Below are 25,469 nucleotides of genomic sequence, written 5' to 3'. Positions count from 1 at the left end.
ACCACAAAGATGGTGCTGTGTCTATTGACCAATCTTCTGACTCTGTTTTGCACCTTGTCAGTGACAGCTTGCCCAGTGCATCTTTGGACACATCCCTTTCCAGCGTCTTCGTGCCTGATTGGACCTCTGCATCACCATTGGAATGGGTGACTGCGAAATTGCCTTATCCCATTCTGGAAGGGCCTAGACGCCCTCCCAAACACATCGCCTAGCTGTTTCGGTCGGCTTCAACTGCTGAGGCCATCCCTTTCCCTGCGTCCAACTAGCCCGCTTGACCCTGTCTGGCGGAGCCACTTGGTGCGCCGAGCAACTAGAGGCTTTGTGAATTTCTTAATCGTCTTGAGGTCCTGCACCATTGCTGGACTCATGCTGGCGTGCGTGTCTCATGCGCAGCCGCAAAATAGCGCTATCAGTTTCAATGAAACTAGCACCACTGCAAAAACTACTCTTGTTTCCGCCTTCGAGGCAGCTTGGAAACGTGCTGTAGCCGCTTCCGAGGTCGCTGGCCTCAATAGGCAAGCTCAAGCAGAAAAATTTCGTGCGGAAGCATTATGGGCTGCCCCGCCTTTCGTGGAGGTCTCACACCGTAATGACCGGCTGCAAAGCAACAAGGGCGCGCGTGAGACTGAAATAAGCGTTGCGGTTCCTTTATGGCTACCTGGACAAAAGGCTGCAAAGCAAGACGTGGCGAGCGCGGCACTGGAGCTCTCGAAACTATCCCATGATGAAGCGCGGCTTCGAGTTGCCGAGTCCACGCGTGAGCTCCTGTGGCAAATTGCTGAGCTTGAAGCCAGCATGAAATTGACTGAACAGCAAGTTGCCTTGTTCCAAGCAATTGCAGATGACGTTGACAAACGAGTAAGCGCAGGAGACTTGGCACGGACTGACGCACTGGCGGCCAAGGGCGAATTACTGAATGCACAAACGACGCATACGCAAGCTATCCAACAATTGGGCGCTGCGAAGCGCCAATGGACAGCGTTAACAGGCCTTGTGCAAGTACCAAGTACTTTGCCTGCGGACATGGAGCAGGTCGTGGCACGTAATCTGGAGGAACATCCTGAATTGCGCTTTGTGGCTCAACAAGTGGCCGTTGCTCAAAAGCGTGTGACTTTAGTTGACAAGTCCAAACGTGACGCCCCCGAGCTCATCACATCCATGCGCCAGGACGTCGGTGGACGGGGAATGGGGTCCGCCAACAGCCTTGGTGTTGCCCTTCGCATCCCATTAGGTACTGCGGACCGGAATGCGCCGCTTGAGGCGGCTGCGCTATCAGAGCTTGAGATTGCACAAAGTCGTGAGCAAGTGCGGCGAACCGCTTTAGTAGCAGCTGTCGACAACGCCACCTCCCATCTTCGGTCAATCCACACCCAGCTCGAAGCGGAGAAAGCTAGGTCTTCGATGTTGAAGGAGCGTTCTCAGTTGATGCGCAGCTCCTTTAACGCCGGCGAAACAGCTCTTCTCGAACTTCTACGGGCCACAAACGCCTCTGCCCAATCCGAGTTCAGCGTTGCTCGCCAGGAAGCGGCGATGGGACTTGCACGTGCACGACTTCAACAGGCCTACGGTCAACTGCCATGAATAAACAATCCAACGTATTAATGACCTTGAAGCGGTTTCTCGTACTGAGCGGATTGACCGTTCTCTTCACCAACGTCAGCGCATCTCCGGGAGCACACGGCCCTAATGGTGAGCACCTAGATGGAGCTCCAAAGGCTGGCGCGACCTCCACAAACCCCAGATTCGAAGCCAAGTCTGAGGCGTATGAGTTGGTTGGACGTTTACAGGGCGGAGAGCTTTCCATGTTCATCAACCGCTTTGCTACCAATGAGCCAGTTGATGGTGCAAAGGTTGAAGTCGAGTTTGGAGAGCTCAAGGCCACGGCACCTTTCCACTCTGACCAAGGTGACTATGCCGTAGCTGATGAGAGCTTTCTCAAAGCGCTCTCCACGCCTGGTTCGCATGCCTTGGTCATCACCTTGGTGGATGGCAATGAATCAGACCTGCTTGATGGAACGCTTGAGGTGGGTAAACCCACCGCGACCTCAGGTGATGCAGAGCATGGACATGGTCATAACAACAAGCTGATTTACGGGGGGCTCGCACTTGCGGCACTTCTGGCAGCCGGTGGGACGGGGTGGCTTTTGGGCCGTTCGGCAAGCAAGCGTAACGTGAGCGTTAAGGGAGGCACACAGTGAAGTCCGCAGTTATTTTTTCTCTAGCGCTGATTGCCGGAACTGTTCAAGCATCTCCTGGCGCTCATGGCCCCAACGGAGAACATCTGGATACCGCAAGCGCCACACCATCGGCGACAGGTTTGGGACGGCTACCTGATGGCAGCGTCAATGTTCCGATGCTGTCGCAACGTCGACTCGCCATTCGTACTCAGATTGCATTGCAAAGTGACGCAAACATTGCGATGGAACTACCCGCAAAAGTAGTCGCAGACCCGAATGCGAGTGGTCTGGTACAGGCAGTCATGGGGGGGAAGGTGGACGCAGGCCGTACGGGACTTCCATTCGCTGGAAAAGCAGTGCGTAAAGGAGATGTACTGGCTACCGTGGTTTTTAAAGCCGACCCTTTGGCATTAGCCAGCCAACGTGCACAACTGGCCGAACTTCAAGGTGCGCGTGACATTGCACAGAAGCGCGTGGACCGTCTGAAAGGTCTTGAGGGTTCAGTTCCTCGTAAGGAGATTGAGTCTGCGCAAAGCGAGCTGGCAAGCCTTACGGCTCGGGAGCGAGCTATCGGTGGGAGTCTCTCAAGCAAAGAGTCGGTTGTTGCTCCGGTCTCAGGGGTGATTGCTCGTTCCAATGTAGTGATTGGCCAAGTCGTTGAAACTAAGGATGTTCTGTTCGAGATAACTGACCCGGCCAAGGTCATGGTGGAAGCGACGACCGCTGATTCAACACTGGCAGCAAGTATCAGCAATGCTTCGGTCAAGGGCTCACCTGACGTTCGGCTTGAGCTAGTCGGTATTGGTCGCAGCCTGCGCGAAGGTGTTCTACCCATCACGTTCAAGGCGAGTACCAGCGGCAGCGCCAAAGAGTTACCGTTGGCTATTGGACAGCCCATCACGGTCATTGCGAACGCCAAGCAGTCCATCAAAGGCTATGTTTTGCCAGCAGAGTCCATTACGCGCAATCCAGCTAACGAGCCTGTCGTATGGATTAAGTCTGGTGCCGAGCGATACATCCCTCAGCCTGTTCAATACCAAGCGCTTGACGCAACTCGCATCGTTGTGACCAAGGGGTTGGGTGATGAGAATCGTGTGGTGACACAAGGCGCATCACTCATCGCGCAAATCCGCTGAGCAGGAGTTAACGTAAATGTTCAACTGGATTGTCCGAAGCAGCTTGCACAACAGGCTGTTTGTGCTCGCATTCGCAGCAATACTGATGGTCTACGGCACCATCACTGCGCTGCGCACCCCTGTTGATGTCTTTCCTGACCTCAATAAACCGCTTATCACTGTGTTGACGGAAGCAGGTGGCATGGCTCCCGAAGAAGTGGAGCAACTGGTCACCTTTCCGATAGAGACCGCCTTGAACGGCATGCCTGGCGTGACGCGGGTGCGCTCGATGTCTGGTGTCGGCTTATCTATTCTCTATGCCGAGTTTGACTGGGGAACTGACGTCTACCGCAATCGCCAATTGGTTGCAGAGCGTCTTTCCCTTGTTCGGGAGCGTTTGCCCGCAGATGTGGTACCTGTCATGGGGCCTGTCTCGTCCATCATGGGCGAAATCATGCTCTTGGCCTTGCCCCTCAACGTGAATGACAAGGGTGCAACAGCTTCACCCATGCAGGCACGTGAATATGCAGACTTCGTGTTGCGGCCGCGCTTATTGGCCGTTCAAGGTGTATCGCAAGTCATCCCTATTGGCGGTGAAGTACGTCAACTGAGGGTAGAGCCCGACACAGCGCGCATGGCGCAGTTTGGGGTGAGTCTTACACAGATTGAAGCTGCGCTGAAAGGCTTTGCTGGGAACGCCGGCGGCGGATTCATCGACCTCAATAGTCGCGAATATCTGATTCGTCATATTGGTCGTACCAACAAGGTAGAAGACCTTCAGACGATTGCGGTGGCCTGGTCCGAAGGACGAGCGATACATCTGGAGCAAGTGGCAAATGTTCGCTATGCACCAGCGATGAAGCGAGGCGATGGCGGGTACAACGGCTCTCCGGCTGTCATCGTGAGCATCCAGAAGCAGCCGGAAGCGGACACGGTACGAGTCACACGTGATATCGAACAAGCACTGCGAGAGCTGAACAAAGGTCGTCCCGCAGGTCTGAGCGAACCTCGTGCATTGTTCCGGCAAGCTGATTTCATCCAGGCCTCCATTGGCAACGTCACTGAGGCTTTGCGAGACGGCGCTATCATGGTAGCCATCATCTTGTTTGCATTCTTGCTGTCAGCTCGGACTACTCTCATCTCGCTGGTGGCAATTCCGTTGTCATTGGCGGTGACTGCTCTGGTGTTCCAGCTAATGGGGCAGTCCATCAATGTGATGACATTGGGTGGGCTTGCGATTGCCATTGGCGAGTTGGTGGATGATGCCGTCGTTGACGTAGAAAACATCCTGAGGCGCTTGAAGCAAAACCGGGAGCTAGAGTACCCAGTTTCCACTCTTGAGGTGGTGCGCAGAGCCAGTGTCGAGGTACGTTCTGGCATCGTGTATGCCACGGCCATCGTGGTTCTGGTGTTCGTTCCTCTGTTTGCTTTGCCAGGTGTCGAAGGGCGTCTTTTCTCCCCGCTGGGCATTGCATACATCATCTCCATCTTGGCCTCGATGCTTGTCTCGATGACGGTGACACCAGTCCTGTGTTCCTATTTGCTGCCCAAAATGAAGCGTCTGGACCACGGCGACAGTCCCATTGTTAAGTGGCTCAAGCGTTGGGATGAGCACCTGCTGGTATGGTCGTTTCCTCGCAGCACGGCTCTGATGGGCGCGGCAGCTCTGGCTGTCGCGGTTGCCGCAGCAAGTGTGCCGTTTTTTCCAAGGGCATTTCTGCCGGCATTCAATGAAGGCTCGCTGGTGCTGGGTATGGTCTTCAATCCTGGTACCTCACTGGCAGGCGCGAACCGCATGGGCTCATTGGCTGAAACGCTGATTAGCGAAGTTCCAGAAGTTACTCAGGTGGGTCGCCGCACTGGTCGTGCAGAGTTGGACGAGCATGCCGAGGGAGTTCACTCTGCTGAAATTGACGTTGACCTCAAACGCAGCAATCGCGGACGGGAAGCTGTGATGGCAGATATTCGGGAGAAACTATCTGTTCTTCCCGCACAAGTGGCCGTGGGGCAGCCTATTTCTCACCGTTTGGACCACTTGCTGTCTGGTGTGCGAGCGCAAATTGCCTTGAAGATTTCAGGTGATGACACCGATACCCTGCGCGGGCTGGCCGAACAAATGCGTCAGCGACTTTCGACCGTACCCGGGCTGGTTGACCTGACTGTGGAAAAGCAGGTGTTGATTCCGCAAATCACGGTGCAAATCGACCACCAGAAAGCGGCACAGGCTGGTTTGTCCTCCGGTGAAGCCATTCGCATATTGCAAACGCTCACGGACGGCGCACATGGAGCACAGATTGTCGATGGTGCGCGTCGTTATGAGTTGGTTGTGCGCTTGCCAGATGAGGCACGCAGCCCCCAAGACCTAGCGCGTACGCTTATCGATACACCTTCGGGTCGCATCCCTGTCTCCTCTATTGCCACTGTGACAGAGACCGACGGCCCTAATCAAATCGGTCGAGAAAATGGTCGCCGACGCATTGTTGTGTATGCGAACACCGATGGTTCAGACATGAGCCGTATCGTGCGCGATATCCGAGCGGTGATTGAAAGTACCTCGTTACCGAGTGGCAATTCCATCTCACTGGAAGGTCAGTTCCAAGCGCAAGAGCAAGCCGCTCAGAAGATTTTGGGCCTGTCGCTCATGTCCTTGGCCCTGGTCTTCCTGGTGCTGTACTCGCGCTACCGCTCAACGACGCTAGCACTCATCATCATGGCCAACATTCCGTTAGCGCTGGTCGGTAGCGTTATTGCGATGTGGCTGTCTGGTGTGACTTTGTCGGTTGCCTCTATGGTGGGCTTCATCACCCTGACTGGTATTGCTGTACGTAACGGCATTCTCAAGGTTAGCCACTACATCAACCTGTGCAAGTTTGAAGGTGAGACCTTTGGAGAGACGATGGTAGTTCGTGGCTCTCTGGAGCGCTTGACGCCAGTGCTTATGACAGCGTTGGTTGCAGCATTCGCGTTGACACCACTGCTGCTGTCTGCAGACGCCCCGGGCAAAGAGATTCTGCATCCCGTGGCTGTGGTCATCTTTGGTGGTCTGGTGAGTTCGACCATTCTGGACACGCTACTCACCCCACTGATGTACCTAGCGTTTGGCAAGAAAGCGACCGAACGACTGCTTTTCGAGCAACCAGAGGCTCAAGAGTCCGCTTCTGGTCAGGAAGCCTTCTGACACTTTTACGGGCTTTGAGGCGCAGCCCGTGATGCGCCTCATTCTTCCAAGAGGATTTTTCATGAAGAAGCTAATTTCTGCTGCCATTCTGGGCTTGTCGTTGGTGAGCTTGAACGCAATGGCACATGGCGGTGCCAAGCCACAACATGGTGGCATCGTCCAGTCAGCCAGAGACTTGTCGTTTGAGCTGGTGCCTCAAGAAAATGGTGCTGCCATCTACGTGGTTGACCATGACGCTCCTGCTGATGTGAACAAGGCAAGCGGGAAATTGACTGTACTGAACGGAGCTGAAAAGTCCGAAGCTACGCTGAGCTCCACTGGGGCAAACAAGCTTGAGGCAAAGGATATCAAGTTGACCAAAGGCTCCAAGGTAGTCGCAACCCTGACCGGTTTTGGTGACAAGACAATAACTGTCCGCTTCACGGTGAAGTAACTCCCCCAGAGCGACTGAAATGTAGTGATGAATGCTCTGAGAACAGCGAGATGTTTGCTGCATTGGGTGCCGGTGCCGTAGTCCTCTTTGGTACGGGAACGTCCGCTGTGAAGCTGTTACTTGAACACGCAAGCCCTTGGCTGTTAGCAGGCATTCTCTCTAGCTCAGGCATTGGCCTGCTGAATCGCCCCGGCCCGCAAGCCAGCACCCTCAAAAAAGCATCTGCGACAGAGGGGAAGCGTGACCGTATATGCGTAACTTTGGTCCTGGGGCGGCTGGAACCGAGTTCCCCATGCTAGCCAGTGCGCCAACCGGTGCCAAAGTAGCCCCCGCCATGGGGAAGCGTGACCGAATATGCGTGGATAACTTTCCCTGGGCACAGCTTTTCTGTGGATAAGTCGGTTTGCCAAAGCAGCCTGCGACAGAGGGCAAGTGTGACCATATCTGCGTGAAATCGGCCTTGAGCCTGTCATCGTTGACGCGTGGTCGCTGGGGGCACTGGCCTCAGGGGCTAACTCACTCAAGGCATGGGGAGCTTTTTCTCAGTTTAGGGGGCACCTACCGCCTTACTATCAATCCGAATTCGCGCAGTCCGAGCTCGACCGACGGCTCAAGTCCTGACGGTTTACGTCGTCCGCTAATTGATTTTTAGGTTGCATGCAAAACTGCCAAATCTTTGGAATAATCCCTAGGGTACCTGTCACCTAAAATAAAGGTGACAGGTATATTTCGAACTACCAATTTGGTATGCAAGAATTATCGGGTAGGTTATCGAGTATCAGATACGCTAGCGCTCCGCTGGCTAATACCTGACTTACGAAAGTGTCTGGGTCGTCTCCTAGCGGAATTCCAGAATCTTGAAGTAATCTAATAATACCAGGAGAGGCTTGTAGATTGGCGTAGCTGTCGAATGTCTGCGAATACCAAACGATACCGGCAACCATAGCTGGCGAACAGAAGTTTTTTGTTTGAATTGGCCTAGGTTTGCAGGTAGCCGGCGGAAGGGTGTTTAGTAACTTTGCAGGCTGCTCTCCTTTAAGGAGGTAATAGCTAAAACTGTTTAAGTTGGTTAGGGGTTCGTATGTAACCGGATAGCCGTAAAAATTAAACAGTTCGCTTGCATTGACGGTAATTTCAGTTCTCTGAGTTAAATAACTCCCGTCTACCGTAATTACTTCCACCGACAAGCCATCAGTATAAATCCACACTCCCGCATCTTGAAGCCAGTATATTCTCGAAGAATAGAGCCAATCCCGCATTTCAGGTTGGAATCTAAGCTCGGGGTTTGCGTAAAGTAGGTCTAGCGCATCTTTTGGCGTGCATAAGCCGCTTTCGTCGGGGACGATAACTCCCGCAGGATTGCACCCGTACAGGCCGGAGGCTTCGGTGCCGATAATTTTCCAAGACCCGCCATCTACGGCGTTCTGGCACCAGCTGGCGTTGCAGCTGGATTTGATAACGTAGCCCCCATTGGCGTCTTTCACCACGGGGACGCAGGAGTCTGGCCCACCGCTGAGCGCTGGAGCGGGTAGCATTTTGGCTCCGGTCGGCAAGAAGAATGGCAGGGCTGGCTCGGCACCTGATGGCGTAACAGCCGGGTTGGTACAGTACGGGTTGCTGGGCTCGGCAACGCACAGGGGCGTTGTGGTCTGGGTAGTGCAGGCGGTATGCACAGGATTTAGCTCACAGAAGGGCGTAGCGTTTGGGGGCACGAGGCACAGCGCATTAGTGGGCTCGACAACACACAGGGGCTGCGTGTCACCACCCCCTGTGGTTTTGCACACAGCATCTGCAGGATGGAGCTCACAGAACGATTTACTCGGGTCGGTGGGCGTGACGCACAGGGCATTGGCAGGGTCAGCAACGCACACCGGAGTCGACGTGCTTATCGTACAGGCCGCATTGGTCGGGTTCGCTACGCAGAAGGGCGTAGTGTCAGGGGGCACGAGGCACAGCGCATTAGTGGGCTCGACAACGCACAGGGGCTGCTGGTCACCACCCCCTGTGGTTTTGCACACAGCATCTGCAGGATGGAGCTCACAGAACGATTTACTCGGGTCGGTGGGCGTGACGCACAGGGCATTGGTAGGGTCTGCAACGCACACCGGAGTCGACGTGCTAGTCGTACAGGCGGCATCGGTCGGGTTGGCTACGCAGAAGGGCTCTGGCGTGGTGGTGGGCGTGCAGCCAGGACTGGTAGGGTCGGCAACACACCGGTTCCACGACTCAATCGCCGGCTCTAACACATCGGGCTTGGCGCTGGGATTGAGCAAAAGGGTGTAGGGTGCAGCATCGCCAAAGCATTGAATACGCCTCCCGGCATCGGGCTTGGACTTGACGCCTTCGAGTCCCAGCTTGCGATTGACAGCCAAGCAGGTTTCGGCATCGAGCTTGTTTTGCAGCATCACGGCGGGCAACATCCCCGGGGCTAGCAGCCACCAGTCGCTGTCTTTGGCCACCAGCCCCTCGGCATAGGTGCCAGTGGCCGGAGTGGGCATGGAGCTGAGGTAGTTGCGCGCCACCAACTGCTGGAGATTGGTCAAATCCCCTTCGACCGTGACCGACCGCATGTCGATAGCCGCGACAATTTGCTCGCCTTGGGTCAGCAGGCCGGCGGCTGCGGCTTCTTTGGCGTGCTTGTCGGAGGAAACGGAGAGGTAGTACATGGTGCCGGCCGCAAGGGCCACCACCAAGCCTATCGAGATGATGGCGAAAATTAATGAGAACATAGAGCTATCAAAATAGTTGAGCTACGGTTTATGACCACCGCCCACCATCAACCCAGCTGGTTTCAATGTAGTAGGAGGCGTTCAGCGTATAGCTTCAAACTTTGGGTTTTTGGCTCTATCCAGTTCCTTATTTTTGGCAGAAAGCTACTTTTATTGGTTATGCGTATGAATTTTGCTGTTCAAGGGCAGTTATGGGAGAGAAACTTGGCTATACATAGGGCAAACTTCAGAAATGAAGGTTGCCGCTTGGCTGGTCGGGTTTGATAACGACAGCGGCCAAGGGATAACCCTGGACTGTGGGATAGTCTTGAGAATCAGGGCGGAGCGGCGAAGCTAGCACTCCGAAGACGAAAAGGCTGGCGGGCGATGCCGGCTCCGCAGTGCCAGTTGAAAAAGCGGGGATGGGTCTGAAGGCTTCTTGCAGATTATTGACTGCAGGATGGCTGGGCTCATCCTCACCACAATGCCATCAATATGCTACTAAGTGTAAAAGAATGGATGAGCCTAAGGGCTGCAAGAGGCAAGAAGCACCAAAGGTGTGCTACTAGGTATTCAGATTAAATGCAATGCATATTGTAGGAAAGTACTTGATTGAGGCTTTAAGCAGCTGAGGTCAAGGGGGAGGCTCACGAAGTGAGGGGGCGAAGCCCCATCTGGCATAGTATCCGATGCGGGATATTTGGTAGAGGCTGAGGGGTCTCAGTTTACCCAGGTTCTGAAGGGCTATTCGGATTATTCGGTTGGAATGTGGTTGTAGCAGCCTCTGCCGTGCTGGTGGAAACGCTCCTCGCACTCGATGCATATCAGGACAGCGCTATCGATTGCTGAGGGGAATGTCTGTGTATTCTCTCTAACAGGTGCCAGCCGCTTTTCCTTGATAGCCATATTCCGTGGGCGGGATAGACCATGACACAGCACAACCCAAGAACGTGCTGGTACCCAAAATGCTCAATGGCAAGCTGTAAATAAAACTCGCTGTTTTTCCCACCAGAGATTGGCTCCAGTACTCTCGTGCCCTATCATTTAAACCGTTTATTCCGGTTTTCGAGTGTATGAAAGTTCTACTGTTTCAACCACTTATTCCGGATAGCCGTTAGGTCTTAGCTCAGGATAGGCCCCAGTGAACACCCTCATCGGAGGGTGTTTCTCTTTGTGAAGCATCGGCTAAGATAACCCTACTAACTGGGAGCTTTACATGAAGATTGGGGTCTTGTCCGTCGCAGTTGCCTCCCTGGCCCTGCTGACTGCCTGCGGTGAAAAAAACACAGATGTACCGTCATCAGTAGCCCAAAAAACTGCTGCGCCGACACCTCCAACGCCTTCCCCCGAAGAGAAGGAAAAAGAGACGCTGGCCGGATGCACGGCCCGCACCATCAGCATCGAACCTCCAAGTATTGAAGCCTTGGAAGGTCTTCAAGGTCAGATGCGGTGCATCGAAAACTTCCTGGGCGACTACAAGAACACGGCCCACTGGAAAAAAGCCTACGCCGACCGGGCCAAGGCCATGGAAGATTCCATGGTGGTCATCAATGCACTGAGCGGCCCACCTGCGGGCAACGGTGATGGCGACATGGTCAACGCTCAACGGATGTTGATGGACCGCGAGAAGTTAAAAAAACTCAAATCGGAAAACTATTACTTCGTGAAAAGAGCTATTGAGGAAATCACCATTTCAATCCACCATGCTCTATTCCGAGAGCTTCGGGACGGTGGAATGCAAATGGGAAATCCTCAACGGAAAATAGAACAATCAAATCGTATGGCAAAACAAACTGGGGTTTGGGAAGAAAGTGTCTCCGAAGTTCGGGAAGGTGGACAATTTGTCGTAACAAGTTGGGTAGCAGATAAATCTCCTATGTTCATTATTGAGGGTTATGGCTCCACTTCTGTCGTCATCAAGATTGAGGATAGATACTTTGATGACAATGGAACGTTTTCTGAGAAATGCAAAGTCTATTTGGGCATGACTCGAAAAGGACTCTCCTACGATTGCCCTCAATATTTGTCGGGAACTATGGGCCGGGAAGTTCTTGACGCTATGAAAGAACTTATCAAGGAAGATATGGCATTGAAGGCAAGTCGGGCGAATTGAAGGATTGATGGTAGAAATGAAAACACCCTCGTACAGAGGCTGTTTAGAGTGGCTAACATAACTTAGAGCCACCAACACCATTTCCCCTGAGATTGGCATGAAGCTTTTTATGCTTCATGCTTTCATGGCCAGACAGCTCTTACACTCGTTCCGGTGAACGTTGTACAAGACTGTGGAGTGTAGGATGAGGCCGTTTTCGATTCGATTGTTTTCACCTTCCGGGGCACCAGATGGTATCTTGGTGGCATCCCGCGATGACTGGCCAGGACGAGCCGTCATCTTTCCTCGTTCGCTTGCCGGAGAGGTCAAAGGTCGTAAGGAGTACCAGCAGCCAGGGGTCTACCTCTTGGTTGGCAGCAAGCGCATGTACATCGGTGAGGGTGACCCTGTCGGCGACCGAATCGACTCGCATGTCAAGCACAAAGATTTTTGGAGGAAAGGCGTTTTCTTCACGGCAGAGGGAGGGCGTCTAAACAAAGCCCATGTCCAGCACTTAGAGTCCCGTCTTATTTCGTTGGCCAAGTACGCTAACCGGGTACCGTTGGACAATGTCAATCAGCCAACTGTGCCAGCGCTTTCGGAAGAAGACACGGCCTTTACTGAAAACTTTCTCCATGAAATCCTCCTGATGCTTCCTTTGCTCGGTTTCTGGCAGCTTTCTGAAGACGAAGACACCGATGAGGCACAGGAAGATGCTGAAGCCTCTGCACAGGGGGATGAAGCCAGCGTAGGTAGTACCGGGAAGCGCGCGGCGCTCTATTCAAGCATCCCTAAAGGCTTGCAGTTCAAGCTAACAGCCCGCAATGCTGATGCCGCGCTCGAGGTTGTTGAAGGCGGTGTCGTCATCAAAAAGGGCAGCCGTGTGGCAGACCCTGTGGCAGAACGCTTCGAGCTGGATGCCCCCAGTTATGCAGCTCTTCGTCGACAGCTATGTGAATCAAACGTCATCGCACAAACAGCAGGAGGTTGGATATTCACAAAAGACCAGTTCTTTTCGTCTGGCTCCGCAGCTGCTGCTGTTGCGCGAGGAGCCATCAGTAACGCGGATTGGTGGAAAGGTAGTCAGGGCAAGTCTCTAGGTGACTACATTCGTGAGGTGAAGGCTAAAGCATAGGTTGCCGATAGGCAGACCACAGAGTCCGACCTGTGTCGTCTACTTGCGGTATTCAGGCAGAGCTGAATGCCACCGTGCTTCTATGCCGTATGTCGCGCATGTCTCCGGCAATGTGGAACCCACCTGAAAGTCAGTGCACAAGGCCCCCTGGGTATCTTTCCTCCCGCCAAAGTGACGCAGATTGTTCAAGTTCTGGATGTCATCCGAGAGAGAGCGGTTGCTTGATGCCGCCTTGGCAGGCTGTCAAGTCGGTGTTTGTTTTGCTCCCGTCGTCCTGATTCATGCCACGGGCAAAGAAGGCAGGTGCCCTTCTTAAGGGCTTGTGGGTGGTTTGCTACTGTCAGTAGAATCATCGCATCCGACTTACGGATGTTTTGAACTGACATTTCGTCTCATCACGCTCTTCTTGGGTGGGTGGCCCCTTTTTATGAAAGGGGTGAGCGATGGATGCAGTATCTGGACTCAGCAGCAAACGCCAACCTGGCCCGGTTGGCCGGGTGTCAATTCGCAATCCAAGTCTGCTGCTTGCGGTCTTGCCCCGGTGCGAAATCCAAGGTGCCCCCACAGCTTGGGGCCCCGGCCATGTCAATGCGGTGGACTTTCAGTGCGGCCATCACGGCAAAAAAGAACCCAGCATCAAAGGTTCCTCTGCCAATTTTGCGGCCCAAGACCTTCCAGGCAATAGCCATCCCATAGGTCTGTTGCAGCAGCTCAGACAGCTGCCGATACGTCATGTTGCGCTCCAGCAGAGCGTCTTGAAGCAACCCTCGGGCATACCCCTGCCAGGTCTGTTTCAACTTGGCTGTGGTTGTCATCGCCCGTTTCCTCTCTTAGTTGATTGTCCGCCATGGTGGCGCGTCCGTCCTACGACAGCAGGGCAGCAGCATTTCGCCCCTAAAACCTGGAAGGTGTCATTTTTGACACCCTATCGTACCTCTTACCTATACCCCCGAGCCTGCCCTGAGTGCAGGCGTTTTCCGTGGGTACCAAGCCCATGGGGTCGAGAACATAAACCAGAGCTTGATTGAAGGGGTCAGCAATGAACCAACAGTATGGGAAGCGCCCTAGCCTTTCCAGGGTCGATACCGGGGCGCGTCGTGTAGCACCTTCCTACGGGAAGGAGTCCTTTTTGACCTTTGGTCAGAAGTCACAAGGGCTGATGGTGGTCGAGCAAGAGGCCGAGCGCTTGACTTCCCACATGCTGGGTATGGACCCCAGCGTAGTCGGCTACCAATCGCAGCCTTTTGTCGTTGATTTGATAGACCACGCCATTTTGAGAACTGGGGAGCAACGCCAGCAAGCTAAAGCCAAGCACAAAGACAGGCCAGGCCCGAAGCTCTTCACTCCGGACTTTCTGGTGCAACTCAGCGGCGGCAGACAACGTGTGGTGGAAGTCAAGCTTGATGGTTATCTCGGCGATGCCGCCTACCAGCAAAAGCTCGAACTGGCCCAAGCCATCCTCTGGGACCACGGCTATGAGTTCATGCGTGTAGTCGTGCCGATATCACCCAAACATCCACTGCGACTGAACGTCCCGCTATTGCACCAGGCCACGCTGCGCAAAGACCTCATGCCTCAAACAGATGTTTACCGTGAAGTGGAACAGCTAGCGCAGCAGGGGGCTCACACCATGTCGGAGTTCTGCACAGGACTGGCTGTGAGCACCCGCATGGCACCCGTGCTGCTGGCATTTGGTACTTTGAGCATGGATTTGACCGCGTACCAGATTCGGGGAGATGCACCTGCCGAGCCGGCATTCGGCAGTTTAGACCACCTGCAGCTGCTTTGGGGTCTAGGCACATGACACAGCATTTGCTCAAGGGTGACAAGCTCTTTGATAAACGCAGCGGCGATGTCACCCAGCTTGTGATTGACCCGATGCCTCTTGCCGGTCGCATCAAGTTGCTTGACCTGCGCCAGAACATGGATGTTTACGTCGAGTACGAACAGCTGCGTCAGGATATCGCGGCTGGAACCATCACCGTTCAGCGCACGGGTGCCCCAGAGAAAGCAAGCCACTACCGGCTTGACCCGCGACAGCAAGACGAACTCGCTGCCGCATTGGACATCACGAGGCGGTTACAAGAATACGCAAGAAGCAAGCACACCAGCTTTCGGCAGGCCTATTCAGACCTGAAAGCCGAACACGATAAGCACCCGGAAATTGGCCATATTTTCCCCTCGCTGGCCACGGTCTACCGCCATCTGAACCGGCATCGACAAGGTTTGCCACTTCTTTTTAGCAACAGCAACAAAGGCAATCGCAGTCCACGCCACTCCGAGCAAGTCGAATCAGTGGTGACACGGGTGGTTGAACACCACTTACTGCAACCGCTCTCGCGCTGGAGTCTGACCGGTGTGCTGAAGCTGGCCAACCAACTCTTGCATGACGAGCGACTCATCCCTGTTGACGAACAAGTCAGTAAGAAATATGTGCGCCGCATTTTGAGCAATCTGACATCTGACCCGCAACTCGAACGCATGGACCCCAGAACCGCGGCTGCGGCTAAATCGATTGCCAAACATCCCATTCGCGTATCGGCTCCGCTCATGCGCGTCGAACAAGACGCCTTGCACTTGCCCTGGAGGCTGCAAACACCGGATGGTCATTCCACATCCATTCACTTGGTGCATGCCATCGACTGCTATACCGGCATGCCCGTGGGCTGGCATTTGGTGGTTGGCTCACCGACTGTCTCCGACAGCCTTAGGTGCGTGCAAAGCATCCTGTTTTCAAAGAAGGAGCGCTTTGCTGCATTAGGGGTGGACTGTGCGTTGGATTGTTATGGAACGCCTTCTCTTTTGGTATTCGATAACGGCCCGGAAACCAAAGGCGAGCGTATGCAAAAGCTCACCCATTTGGGCATTGACCCTAAGCATTGCAAAGCCCGCCACGCCCAAGGCAAGCCGTACATCGAGCGCCTGAATCGGTCTTTGAAAGAGGCTCTGGAGACCCTGCCTGGGTGCACTCGCTTTGACGGGGTAGATGGGCAGCGCAAACCGGAAGAGCTTGAGGATTTACCGATGAGCCTTGAGGAGTTCGAGCACTGGATTGTGCGTTGGTACTACGAAGAATGGGCCAACACCGAACTTAAAAGGCATGTGCGCTCCATATTCACGGAGACCACCCATTTAGGCAACACACCAGCCCAGCGCTGGCGCACCATCACGCAGGAACATGAAGTTCCGTTGCCATTGCCACCGAGCATTCGCGATTGGCAGATGACCCTTTACGAACGCACGGTCAGGGGGCTATCGCGCAAGACGGGCATTACCTACGAAGGCTACTCCTTCCAGGGCCCACCCATCCCCTACCTCCTCAAGAAGTACGGGGAAGAATCCATCGAGATATTAGTGGACCCAGAAGACTTCCGTCGCATCTACATACAGGATGGCCCCGATGGGGAGCTGGTGGAACTCATCAACCACGATGTAGATGAAACGACACCCGCTTATTCGTTTGCTCAAGCCAAGAAGATGGTGCAAGAAGCCGCAGGTCGTACACCCGAGGAAATCGCGCAAGTCACAGCCTTCCGTCGTGACCTCTTCCTGCGCTCAACCGAAACATCCGCGAAAGCCAGCAAACCCTCGAAGAAATCCGTCGAAGAGTCACGGGAAACTGCCCGTCGCAGTAAGGAAACCAGTGCATTAAACCGCGCCCGGAATAACCCGCTGCCAACCCCTACTGCAGCATCTGGCGCAGACAGTACCAACACCACCCTCAGTGCGGGGGACATTCCGACCCTGCCCGTGCTGGACCGGAAAACCAGAAAAACCATCCTATGAACAGCGCCCTTAACCTGCGTCGCCGTATCGAAAACTGCGAGCTGCCGCACCATTTCTTTGTTGAACACTACACGGCACTGAAACGCCGTATTGACGACACCCTAGCAGGCTTAGCTCCCCGCGTCGATTGGGTCGTCGGCCCGTCCAGAGTCGGCAAGTCCATGCTGCTCAACGCCCTGGCCAGCGAGTACCCAGCACAGCGCATTGGCAACGCCCGCCATGTACCAGTGCTGACGGTGCCTGTGTCGTCGTCGATTTCTTCCAAACTGCTGCCCATCAGTGTGCTCAGTGCATTGGATGTTCCGCTGCCGCAACGAGGTTTGACATCTGGGGTGATGTTCAACCGGATGGCGGACCAATTGCGTCTGGCAAAGACTAAGGTGTTGCTGTGGGAAGAGGCCAGTCACTTGGTGGAACCTGGTTCGCGGGTGCCGCCACGCGCCTCTGGCGATTGGTTTAAGGACGTATACGAACAGTTGGGGGTCACGCTGATTATGTTTGGCGTTCCACGGCTTCAACGTCTTTTCGAGAGCAACGAGCAGCTTAGGCTGCGCGCTTCCGCCAGACGGGAGTTTCGGCCCTACAACTTCAAATCAGAACAAGAGCAGCAGGACTTCTCGTCATGCGTTCGAACCTACGCGATGCTGTTTAGCGAAGCGGGTTGGCCGATTCATGTGGACTTCGATAGCTTGGTCAAGAACTGCTACTTGCTATGCGGCGGGCTCGTGGGCGTGCTTAGCCGGTTTATGCAGGAACTGGCCAGCCAAATAACCTACGAAAAACCCCGTGCGCTGACCTTTGCGGACTGTGCTCGCGCTGCCCAAGCCATTGAAAGCGGGGCCCATCCACACTGCCCGCCATTTGTGTGTGAGGTAGTCACGGCCATTGAGCTCAATCAAGCACATGCCCACGTGCTGGAGTTCAGTGGCATGGCACTACGCCCTTAAAGAAATTTGACCAATACATCAAAGAATTTACATGCAACTTGCCATTATTTTTGGGCCCTTGGATAGGGAGTCATCGCTGGGGTACTACCGCCGCCTGGCCGAATCTAATGCCCTTTGGCATTGGAAAGAACTTGCCAAAATGGCGCAGGTTTCACCCTCTCGCTCGGGCTTACTCGGTCAACCACAGTACATGGCTGAGGCCTTAGGCTTGGATGAGCAGTGGACGGCAACCGCTGCACAACAAGAGCAACGTGCCCGGCGCTGGCGTGGCCTACATCGCAATCAACATGACGCTGTGTGCCCGTTGTGCTTTAAGGAGTCGGTTTATTTGCGCGACCATTGGGAACATGGCTACGCTGTAGCCTGCCATAAACACGGCGTGCAGCTTGTAGACCGTTGCGGGTCTTGTGGTGAGCTTCTCTCTACAACCCGGGAGCATATTGACCGATGTCCGTGTGGTCAGAACCTGTGTGAGCATGTCACTCAGCCTGCAACGCATGGGCAACGGTGGTTGGCGAGACTGCTCGCTGAAGATGGCAGCGCACCTGAGTGCGGGGATGGCCCATTCATTTCAGGTGTGGACATCATGGATTTGACCAAATTGGTTCGAACCCTTTGCCTGTTCAACGACCCACTAGCGGCTACACCTCCCCGAAATGCCGCTTCGGCGGGCACCATCAGAGAAGCTATCGAATTTCTGCATCCTCTTGAGCGCTTGCTCACCCACTGGCCATGTGGATTTGAGACGCATGTGAAAGAGCGTATCGCTGTAGGCAATTCCCAGGCGCGCACCCTTAACAGTTTGTTAGGGAGGTGGTATCAGCAACTTAAGCCGCTGACGACCAGCGGGCCACTGCGCCCATTTATGGATACCTTGCTCCGAGTGGCAGCTTCGAAATTTAATGGAGTCATCGGTCTAGACACGGCTGCTGCAAGCACCGCGCATGGCATCACGCACTTGTTACTCAAGCAGGTATCCAGCCAGACTGGTGTGAGTCGGGACAGCCTGCTGAAACTCATCAACCAAGATTTGCTGACCTATCGCACCAAACGTTATGGTACCCGGGGCCTAGTCTATGAAATTCCTGTGTCGGAAGTCGAACGCATCCAGGCAGCACGCGGACAATGGATGAGTCGGTTCGAGGCGTGCCAGTTACTTGGAGTACCGGCCAGTGTGTTTGAACACATGGCTACAGCGGAGCTTGTGACCACAGACCCGCATTGGCGTGATGACCCGTTCAAGTCAGGGCCCGTGAGCCGCCCTTCAGTGGATGCTCTGGTGAGTAAACTGCAAAGCCATGGTGTTCGACCCGCCAAAGATGAAGAGCTGACAGCGTTTTGCGAACTCACCAGTCGCCGCATGGGAGACAAAACCGCGATTCAGTCAGCGATGAAGGCCATTTACGCTGGTGAATTGCTGCCTACCGCCACTGCCAAACAGGTGGGCAAGCTGCAATTCAGACTGGCCGAGGTCAAGCAATACTTTGGGACTCCAGTTCTGGAAAACGGGCTGGCAGTCAACCAGCTAAGCAAGAAGACCGGCTGGAAGTGGGAGAGTATCAACCACTGGATTGAATTGGGCCTACTGGAATCCGAAAGCATCATGCTCAGAGGACAGCCGTGTAGGGTGGTGACACCAGAACACTTGCTGCATTTTTCACAGCAGTACATTCCTCTAGCCGAGCTAGCAAAGAACATCGGCAGTAAGTCCTCCGCTCTCATGGAGCAATTGGACATCGAGTTGGTGGGGGCTAAGCTACTACCCAACGGATTGCAACGCGGCGCTCTGGTTAGACTCTCCGACCTGACACGACTGGCATTGAAAGCCTCTGCCGGGCGGCGGTGACCTTGCCTCCACCTCAGTATTCCTGAGCAGCCTAGAGGACCTTATGGGCACCGTAGACGGAAATCAAGGTCTCGATGCTGCTACCAATCCCGTTGACTACCCCGACCCGCAGCCCACACGCTGGGCCTGAACATCTATTATCGGACTAACTCGCTGAACACTGCTTAACAAGACCAATTAACCAGATTAACAAATCATAGTGAACAACACACATCAAATCAACGTTGAGCAGAACAAGCCTGAACGGCTGGTTCTACTGCGTGCCCAAAGACTGTTCTATGCCCGTGCGAAACAGTACCAAGCTTGGTTCACTTTGCTAGCACTGGTGCTTCCCCTGATGGGAGTAATTTTCGGTGCCAGCCATCCCGAGATTCGACCTTATCTGGGCTTCGGCTCGATAGTGGTCTTGCTTCTGGAAGTGGGAGTTGTCGCGCGTCTGCAGAAAGAAGATTGCAAACGAGGGGCGAAGGTTCAGGAGCAGTTCGACACCGAGGTTCTGAAGCTTGACTGGAATCAGCTTGTGGCCGGTCGCCGGGTCGATGCAGAAGAAGTGCGAGCGATAACTACTACAGAAATGTCTGACTCAGAGCGAAAGCGCTTGCAGAACTGGTACGAAGTTGATGTCTCCCGGCTTCCTGTTCAGCTCGGTCGGCTAATTTGCCAGCGTACCAACCTCGCGTATGACATGCGCATTCGCAGAAAGTACGTAGCAATCCTAATCGGGGCAGCTGGTGTCATATCGGTGACTTTGGTTTTTGTTGGCATATATCAGGGCCTCAATCTCAATGACCTCATCTTGACACTGTGTTTGCCAGTCTTGCCATTGGTTGCCTATGTACTCCGTGAGCACCGCAAGCAGAACGACACCATTGAGACGCTGACCACGCTGAAGTCAGAGGTAGAAAAGGTGTGGGACAAGGCACTTTCTGGAGCCTCGTCCACGGAGCTGACCACTGCATCACGTGCTTTGCAAGATGCCATTTATCGGCATCGTGCGAGCAATCCGCTGGTTTTCGATTGGCTCTACAACAAACTTCGAAATAACGAAGAAGACCAAACTCGCCATGCAGTCGAGAGGCTTGTTGCCGAAGCGGAACAGAAAATGAACGTGGCGGAGGCCCAATGAAATTGCATGAACATTTCAAGGCATTCCTCAATGACCATGTGAATCTGAATGCCACGCGGTTGCGGCTTCTACAGGACAGCATCGTTGCCGTCGAAAATGCGGTACGAGCACTTGGTTGGGGCCCCAAGATTATTTCGTTTGCTCCGCAGGGTTCTTGGGCCCACGAAACCATCATCAAGCCGCAGTCGGGACAGCCATTTGATGCCGACCTCCTGGTGTTCGTTGAGGCCAAGGAAGGCTGGATGCCCAAGGACTACGTTAACGAGCTTGCAACCAAGCTTGGGCGCCTTCCTGCTTATGAGGAGAAGGTACGTCGCTTCTCACACTGCGCCACGATTGAGTACGCGGGCGAGCGCAAGATTGATGTTGCACCTTGTGTTGTCAATCGACTTTACGCAGGTCAGTACGAGGTCTGCAATCGTGTCACTAACCAGTTCGAAGCCTCTGCTCCTGAGGCTTACACCAAATGGGTGAAAGACAAGAACGGTGTCGCCGGTGGGGATGACCTTAAGAAGGTCACGCGGCTATTGAAGTACATGCGCGATATTAAGGGCAACTTCACTTGCCCGTCGTTCCTGCTCACAACCTTGATGGGTCTGCAGGTCTACGAAAGCGACCGTGGCAGCGCGCAGTTCGCTGACCTGTCAACGACGCTTAAAACGCTCGTCGGCCGTTTGGACGACTGGCTCCAAGCGAGGCAAAGCGTTCCAACAGTGCCAAATCCAAAGCTGCCGCAGGAAGACCAAGCGGGCGGCTGGGACCAAACACAGTACTCAAACTTCCGCGACAAGGTCAATCTGTACAGGGGCTGGATTGATGATGCTTTTGCTGAGCAAGACCGGGACGAAAGCATCGGAAAGTGGCAACGTGTCTTCGGTGAAAACTTTGCCGCTGGCGAAGCGAAGCAGGCCGCAGAGCGGGTTGGCGAGGACTCATCCAGCGGAGCACTTGTGGTCAGCGGGCACTTCCGGGACTTGGTTGAGCTAGTTAAGACTCTTGGCGCTGCAGCAGTCCCTGCCAAGCTTCGCCAACTTCCACATGTGCGTCGGCCAACATGGAGGAAGGCTGCGGACCAGCACACCGTTCTAGTGTCGGCCGTTTTGCGCACAGGGCAATATGGAACCACAATACGAGCTATCAAGTCCGCTGAAGCGCTGCAACCAAATTACTGGGTGCGATTCACTGCGACAGGAAAACATGGCGTTCCTTTCACAGACGACTACAAGGTTCAGTGGCGGGTGACGAACACGGATAAGGTTGCGTCTAAGGCGGGTGCGCTTCGCGGCGAGTTCTACCCGTCGGACGAAGGCACAAGCCGCTCCGAGCGCTTGGAATACCGAGGAGTTCACTTCGTCGAGGCCTTCCTAATTCGCAAACGGGACAACCGACTGGTGGGACAGTCTGAGCCTTTTTACGTCGTCATTGAGTAATTCGAAGTGCCAAACATACCCAACCGGGCGAACACCAGAACCTACACAAGTTAACGGTCAACTGGTCTAAACCCCCGATATAAGCGGGATTGCTATCTGTCTCCAGACAACTGGAGACAACGATGGAATGGCCATGCGGAATTGTGGTCAGTAGAGGCGAACTCTGGGCTACGGTCGAATCAACAAATGGAGCAACGAGCCTGGTGGCGCTGAAGGAGCTTTATCGGCGCGGACTTCCGCCTACCGACAAAACGGTCCGCAGGATGGTGACGGTCAATTTTCGAGATTTTTTTGCCCTGCGATGCCCGCAAGTAAACAACCTATTTCGAAATATTGATGCCCGATGAAGTGGCCTAGTTCGAGGGTCATCAGGTATTCGAAGTGCAACATCAGGGCAAGATGCACTTGGTTGCCCTGATATGTGCGCTGTTTAAGCCTTCCACGAGACTGCTTCATGAAATGTTAGCTCCAGATGCACTGCAGCGCACCCTTTGGCTCGACTGCTCCGATGGAGCTGCCGATGTCGTCATCGATGCCAAGTGGGCAACTTCCTCATTTGAAAATAGCCACAGCAAATGGCGGGGGCCTTTGAGTTGAATGGTCTCTCACCTTACAGCCCGTAGGATGGTCGACAGCGTTCATCGGCATGCGCTTGTGGTTTTGCCGGAGATGCGATGAGCTGTTCGGCCATTCAATTCTCGACATTAATGTTCTCGTCCACTATGCTCCATCTGTGATGGGAGATGGTTCCTTTTCCTTCTTTGCCTACCGAAACGAGTTGGCAGCAAAGTAGAAAATTCTCACGTTATGAGGTTCATTTTCTCAGCTTTTGCTTCCCACAATGCTGTAAGTCATTGTTCTACAATGGAGCGCTTTCTCAGCTTATGGGAACCTCTACACCCATCAAAGGGAGCCAGCTTCTGGCTCTACGACTACGGGCACTCTGGGGGCCAACGCGCACATCAGCTCATAGCCTACGGTGCCTGCGGCTTCCGCGACGTCGTCAATCGGTAGCACGGTGCCATTGGCGGCGCGCCCCCACAGCGTGACATCGCTGCCCATGCCCACCGGCACCCCTGCGGCCAACACCGGGGTCAAATCGACCGTCACCATGTCCATGCTGACCCGGCCCACCAGCCGGGTGCGGATGCCATTGACCAGCACCGGCGTGCCAGTAGGGGCGTGGCGCGGGTAGCCATCGGCATAGCCACAGGCGGCCACGCCAATCTGCATGGGGCCATCAGCGGTAAAGCAAGAGCCATAGCCCACGGTATCGCCCGCTTGGAGTTGTTGCACGGCAATCAGGCGCGTGCTCAGGGTCATGGCGGGCTGTAAATTCCAGTCTGAGGCGTGGTGCTCAGGGTGGTCTGGGGAGCTGCCATAAAGCGCAATGCCCTCGCGCAGCCAGTCGCCACGGGCCAGCACATTCTGGCTGTGGCACAGCGTAGCGGCACTGTTGCCCAAGGTGCATTCGCCGGGCAGGTCTTGGGTGGCAGCGGTAAAGGCGGCCACTTGGTGGGCAATGCCGCGCGGGCCGTCGGCATCGCTAAAGTGTGTCATGAAGGAGATTTCTTCTACCTGCGGCAGGGCGTTGAGCCGTGCCCAAGCACTGCGAAAACGCTGCGGCGTAAAGCCGAGCCGGTTCATGCCGGAGTTCATTTTGAGGAATACGCGGTGCGGCACCTGCGTTTTGTGTGCGGCCAGCCAGTCAATTTGGGCATCACAGTGAATGGTGTGCCACAACCCCAGCCGCGAGCACAGCTCCAAATCACGCGGTTCAAATACACCTTCGATCAGCAAGACTGGGCCGCGCCAGCCCAGTTGGCGCACGCGGGCGGCCTCGTCCAAATCGAGCAGGGCAAAGCCATCGGCAGCGCGCAGGCCCTCAAAAACGCGCTCAATGCCGTGGCCGTAGGCATTGGCTTTGACGACGGCCCACAGGCGGGCATCGGCTGCAGCTGCACGCAGGCGGGCCAGATTGTGTTGCAGGGAAAGGGTATGAATGGTGGCGTGGATAGGGCGCGGCATGGCTGGCACTCAGGGAAGATGCGGGGGATTCTGGCACCGCAATACCACCGCTTGCGTGATATAACCGGCGATCTTTTGCCATCGTAGCCGCCAGCGCCCCTTTTCTTTCTGTACCGGGCCTTTGCCCTGCCCACGCATTCCCCTTATGGCCATTCAATGAAGCGCGGTTTCTACACCATTATGTCGGCGCAGTTTTTTAGCTCGCTGGCCGACAACGCCTTGTTTGTGGCCGCTGTCGAACTCTTACGCACAGGTGGTGCGCCAGAATGGCAGCGCGCTGCGCTGGTGCCCATGTTTGCGCTGTTTTATGTCATCTTGGCCCCCTTTGTGGGGGCCTTTGCCGATGCGCTGCCCAAGGGGCGGGTGATGTTCATCAGTAACGGTATCAAGGTGGTGGGTTGCCTGATGATGCTGTTTGGCTCACACCCGCTGCTGGCCTATGCGGTGGTGGGGTTGGGGGCGGCGGCTTACTCTCCAGCCAAGTACGGCATCCTGACCGAGCTGCTGCCAGCCTCTCAACTGGTCAAGGCCAATGGCTGGATTGAGGGACTGACCATCGGCTCGATCATTTTGGGGGTGTTGCTTGGTGGGCAATTGGTGGGGCCAGTGATTGCACCGCTGCTGCTGGGCATTGATGTGCCCGGCATAGACACCGGCATTGATACGGCACCAGAAGCAGCTATTGCCACGCTCATTAGCCTGTATCTGGTGGCAGCTTGGTTCAATACCCGCATTCCGCTCACGGGCGTAGAGATGCGCCCGCTGCGCCAAACCCCGCAAAGTAGCGTCTTGGCTAGCACGCTGGCGCTGCTGCCCGACTTTTGGCGCTGCAACCGCCGTCTGTGGCATGACCGGCTGGGGCAAATCTCTTTGGCCACCACCACACTGTTTTGGGGGGTGTCGGGCAACTTGCGCTATATCGTGCTGGCGTGGGCAGCGGCAGCGCTGGGTTACAGCACCACTGCGGCCTCGGCGTTGGTGGGGGTGGTAGCCATTGGCACGGCAGCGGGGGCGGTGTTGGCCTCGGCACGGATGCGTCTGGACAGCGCTACCCGTGTTATTCCGCTGGGCATTGCGATGGGCGTGCTGGTGATTTTGATGAACTTTATTGATACCCTCTGGCTGGCGGTACCCTTTTTGATCGTGCTGGGCGGGTTGGGCGGCTTTTTGGTGGTGCCGATGAATGCGCTCTTGCAGCACCGGGGCCACAACCTGATGGGTTCGGGCCGCTCGATTGCGGTGCAAAACTTCAATGAGCAAGCCTGCATTTTGGGGCTAGGTGGCTTGTATGCGCTATCGACCAAGCTGGGGCTGTCGGCCTTTGGTGCGATTGCCGTGTTTGGTATCGTGGTGGCGGGCACCATGTGGGTGATTCGCCGTTGGCACGGCCACAACTGCACCCACCACAGCAAAGAAGTGGAACACCTGCTGCACCTTGCTCGCCACGATGCGCACCATTAGCAGGCGG

At 54.9% G+C, this 25,469-nt stretch carries 18 protein-coding genes; 14 read left to right on the top strand and 4 right to left on the bottom strand.

All coding sequences use genetic code 11. The features are described from left to right. Nucleotides 1–321: 321 nt before the first annotated feature. The 5 genes from BMX55_RS12565 (at nt 322) to BMX55_RS12545 (ending at nt 6,903) form a co-directional block, all read left to right on the top strand. Nucleotides 322–1,581, top strand: coding sequence for a TolC family protein (locus BMX55_RS12565; protein ID WP_245751440.1), 1,260 nt, complete (start codon nt 322–324; stop codon nt 1,579–1,581). After that, nucleotides 1,578–2,198: a hypothetical protein gene (locus BMX55_RS12560; protein WP_342707687.1), complete on the top strand. Its 621-nt coding sequence runs from the start codon at nt 1,578–1,580 to the stop codon at nt 2,196–2,198. The genes BMX55_RS12565 and BMX55_RS12560 overlap by 4 nt, the downstream gene beginning before the upstream one ends. Beyond that, nucleotides 2,195–3,313 (top strand): efflux RND transporter periplasmic adaptor subunit, encoded by a 1,119-nt coding sequence (locus BMX55_RS12555; RefSeq protein WP_091458235.1) that lies wholly within the window; start codon nt 2,195–2,197, stop codon nt 3,311–3,313. Before BMX55_RS12560 ends, BMX55_RS12555 begins: the two co-directional genes overlap by 4 nt. Nucleotides 3,314–3,329: 16 nt before the next feature. Continuing rightward, nucleotides 3,330–6,470 carry an efflux RND transporter permease subunit gene (locus BMX55_RS12550; protein WP_091458233.1) on the top strand — a complete coding sequence of 1,047 codons (3,141 nt, stop codon included), beginning with the start codon at nt 3,330–3,332 and terminating at the stop codon, nt 6,468–6,470. Between the two features lie 61 nt (nt 6,471–6,531). Continuing rightward, nucleotides 6,532–6,903 carry a hypothetical protein gene (locus BMX55_RS12545; protein WP_091458231.1) on the top strand — a complete coding sequence of 124 codons (372 nt, stop codon included), beginning with the start codon at nt 6,532–6,534 and terminating at the stop codon, nt 6,901–6,903. Nucleotides 6,904–7,637: 734 nt separating this feature from the next. Here the strand turns inward: BMX55_RS12545 and BMX55_RS12535 are convergent. Beyond that, on the bottom strand, nt 7,638–9,632 hold the full coding sequence (locus BMX55_RS12535) for a hypothetical protein (protein ID WP_091458227.1): 1,995 nt from the start codon (nt 9,630–9,632) through the stop codon (nt 7,638–7,640). 1,195 nt (nt 9,633–10,827) lie between these two features. On the opposite strand from BMX55_RS12535, the gene BMX55_RS12530 reads away from it, so the two are divergent. Continuing rightward, nucleotides 10,828–11,724: a hypothetical protein gene (locus tag BMX55_RS12530; RefSeq protein ID WP_091458225.1), complete on the top strand. Its 897-nt coding sequence runs from the start codon at nt 10,828–10,830 to the stop codon at nt 11,722–11,724. Between the two features lie 241 nt (nt 11,725–11,965). Continuing rightward, entirely contained in the window at nt 11,966–12,838 is an 873-nt protein-coding gene (locus BMX55_RS12525) for a GIY-YIG nuclease family protein (RefSeq protein ID WP_177172903.1), read from the top strand. Nucleotides 12,839–13,338: 500 nt separating this feature from the next. On the opposite strand, the gene BMX55_RS12520 is transcribed toward BMX55_RS12525, so the two are convergent. Further along, nucleotides 13,339–13,653, bottom strand: a complete 315-nt coding sequence (locus tag BMX55_RS12520; RefSeq protein ID WP_281242840.1) for a DUF6471 domain-containing protein — start codon at nt 13,651–13,653, stop codon at nt 13,339–13,341. A 314-nt stretch (nt 13,654–13,967) separates the two neighbouring features. On the opposite strand from BMX55_RS12520, the gene BMX55_RS12515 reads away from it, so the two are divergent. The 6 genes from BMX55_RS12515 to BMX55_RS12490 all read left to right on the top strand — a co-directional run bounded on the left by BMX55_RS12515 (nt 13,968) and on the right by BMX55_RS12490 (nt 21,973). Then, nucleotides 13,968–14,642, top strand: a complete 675-nt coding sequence (locus BMX55_RS12515) for a TnsA endonuclease N-terminal domain-containing protein (protein WP_177172902.1) — start codon at nt 13,968–13,970, stop codon at nt 14,640–14,642. Further along, nucleotides 14,639–16,624 (top strand): DDE-type integrase/transposase/recombinase, encoded by a 1,986-nt coding sequence (locus BMX55_RS12510; RefSeq protein ID WP_091458218.1) that lies wholly within the window; start codon nt 14,639–14,641, stop codon nt 16,622–16,624. The genes BMX55_RS12515 and BMX55_RS12510 overlap by 4 nt, the downstream gene beginning before the upstream one ends. Beyond that, the gene (locus BMX55_RS12505) at nt 16,621–17,571 is read left to right on the top strand and encodes an ATP-binding protein (RefSeq protein WP_091458216.1); all 951 of its coding nucleotides are present in this window, start codon (nt 16,621–16,623) and stop codon (nt 17,569–17,571) included. The genes BMX55_RS12510 and BMX55_RS12505 overlap by 4 nt, the downstream gene beginning before the upstream one ends. Before the next feature lie 31 nt (nt 17,572–17,602). Beyond that, on the top strand, nt 17,603–19,417 hold the full coding sequence (locus BMX55_RS12500) for a TniQ family protein (protein WP_091458215.1): 1,815 nt from the start codon (nt 17,603–17,605) through the stop codon (nt 19,415–19,417). 199 nt (nt 19,418–19,616) lie between these two features. After that, nucleotides 19,617–20,543 (top strand): S-4TM family putative pore-forming effector, encoded by a 927-nt coding sequence (locus BMX55_RS12495; protein WP_091458213.1) that lies wholly within the window; start codon nt 19,617–19,619, stop codon nt 20,541–20,543. After that, nucleotides 20,540–21,973 carry an SMODS domain-containing nucleotidyltransferase gene (locus BMX55_RS12490; RefSeq protein WP_091458211.1) on the top strand — a complete coding sequence of 478 codons (1,434 nt, stop codon included), beginning with the start codon at nt 20,540–20,542 and terminating at the stop codon, nt 21,971–21,973. Before BMX55_RS12495 ends, BMX55_RS12490 begins: the two co-directional genes overlap by 4 nt. A gap of 273 nt (nt 21,974–22,246) precedes the next feature. Here BMX55_RS12490 and BMX55_RS12485 read toward each other — a convergent pair whose 3' ends face one another. Both BMX55_RS12485 and alr read right to left on the bottom strand, forming a co-directional pair. Next, nucleotides 22,247–22,429, bottom strand: a complete 183-nt coding sequence (locus BMX55_RS12485) for a hypothetical protein (RefSeq protein WP_091458209.1) — start codon at nt 22,427–22,429, stop codon at nt 22,247–22,249. Nucleotides 22,430–22,876: 447 nt separating this feature from the next. Beyond that, a complete protein-coding gene (alr, locus tag BMX55_RS12480) occupies nt 22,877–24,001 on the bottom strand; it encodes an alanine racemase (protein WP_091458208.1) in 1,125 nt (374 codons plus the stop codon). Between the two features lie 156 nt (nt 24,002–24,157). On the opposite strand from alr, the gene lplT reads away from it, so the two are divergent. Then, complete coding sequence (gene lplT, locus BMX55_RS12475) at nt 24,158–25,462, top strand: lysophospholipid transporter LplT (protein ID WP_091458206.1); 1,305 nt, start codon at nt 24,158–24,160, stop codon at nt 25,460–25,462. Nucleotides 25,463–25,469 lie beyond the last annotated feature (7 nt).

This window comes from Giesbergeria anulus (genome assembly GCF_900111115.1).
GTDB classification, from domain to species: domain Bacteria; phylum Pseudomonadota; class Gammaproteobacteria; order Burkholderiales; family Burkholderiaceae_C; genus Simplicispira; species Simplicispira anulus.
This window is presented reverse-complemented; position numbering and strand designations above follow the sequence as displayed.

What these genes read in the sequence shown, in the direction of transcription:
- BMX55_RS12560 (WP_342707687.1), top strand. Translation starts at nt 1,578, where the DNA reads ATGAATAAACAATCCAACGTATTAATGACCTTGAAGCGGTTTCTCGTA.
- BMX55_RS12550 (WP_091458233.1), top strand. Translation starts at nt 3,330, where the DNA reads ATGTTCAACTGGATTGTCCGAAGCAGCTTGCACAACAGGCTGTTTGTG.
- BMX55_RS12545 (WP_091458231.1), top strand. Translation starts at nt 6,532, where the DNA reads ATGAAGAAGCTAATTTCTGCTGCCATTCTGGGCTTGTCGTTGGTGAGC.
- BMX55_RS12535 (WP_091458227.1), bottom strand. Translation starts at nt 9,632, where the DNA reads ATGTTCTCATTAATTTTCGCCATCATCTCGATAGGCTTGGTGGTGGCC.
- BMX55_RS12530 (WP_091458225.1), top strand. Translation starts at nt 10,828, where the DNA reads ATGAAGATTGGGGTCTTGTCCGTCGCAGTTGCCTCCCTGGCCCTGCTG.
- BMX55_RS12520 (WP_281242840.1), bottom strand. Translation starts at nt 13,653, where the DNA reads ATGACAACCACAGCCAAGTTGAAACAGACCTGGCAGGGGTATGCCCGA.
- BMX55_RS12510 (WP_091458218.1), top strand. Translation starts at nt 14,639, where the DNA reads ATGACACAGCATTTGCTCAAGGGTGACAAGCTCTTTGATAAACGCAGC.
- BMX55_RS12505 (WP_091458216.1), top strand. Translation starts at nt 16,621, where the DNA reads ATGAACAGCGCCCTTAACCTGCGTCGCCGTATCGAAAACTGCGAGCTG.
- BMX55_RS12500 (WP_091458215.1), top strand. Translation starts at nt 17,603, where the DNA reads ATGCAACTTGCCATTATTTTTGGGCCCTTGGATAGGGAGTCATCGCTG.
- BMX55_RS12490 (WP_091458211.1), top strand. Translation starts at nt 20,540, where the DNA reads ATGAAATTGCATGAACATTTCAAGGCATTCCTCAATGACCATGTGAAT.
- BMX55_RS12485 (WP_091458209.1), bottom strand. Translation starts at nt 22,429, where the DNA reads ATGAAGCAGTCTCGTGGAAGGCTTAAACAGCGCACATATCAGGGCAAC.
- alr (WP_091458208.1), bottom strand. Translation starts at nt 24,001, where the DNA reads ATGCCGCGCCCTATCCACGCCACCATTCATACCCTTTCCCTGCAACAC.
- lplT (WP_091458206.1), top strand. Translation starts at nt 24,158, where the DNA reads ATGAAGCGCGGTTTCTACACCATTATGTCGGCGCAGTTTTTTAGCTCG.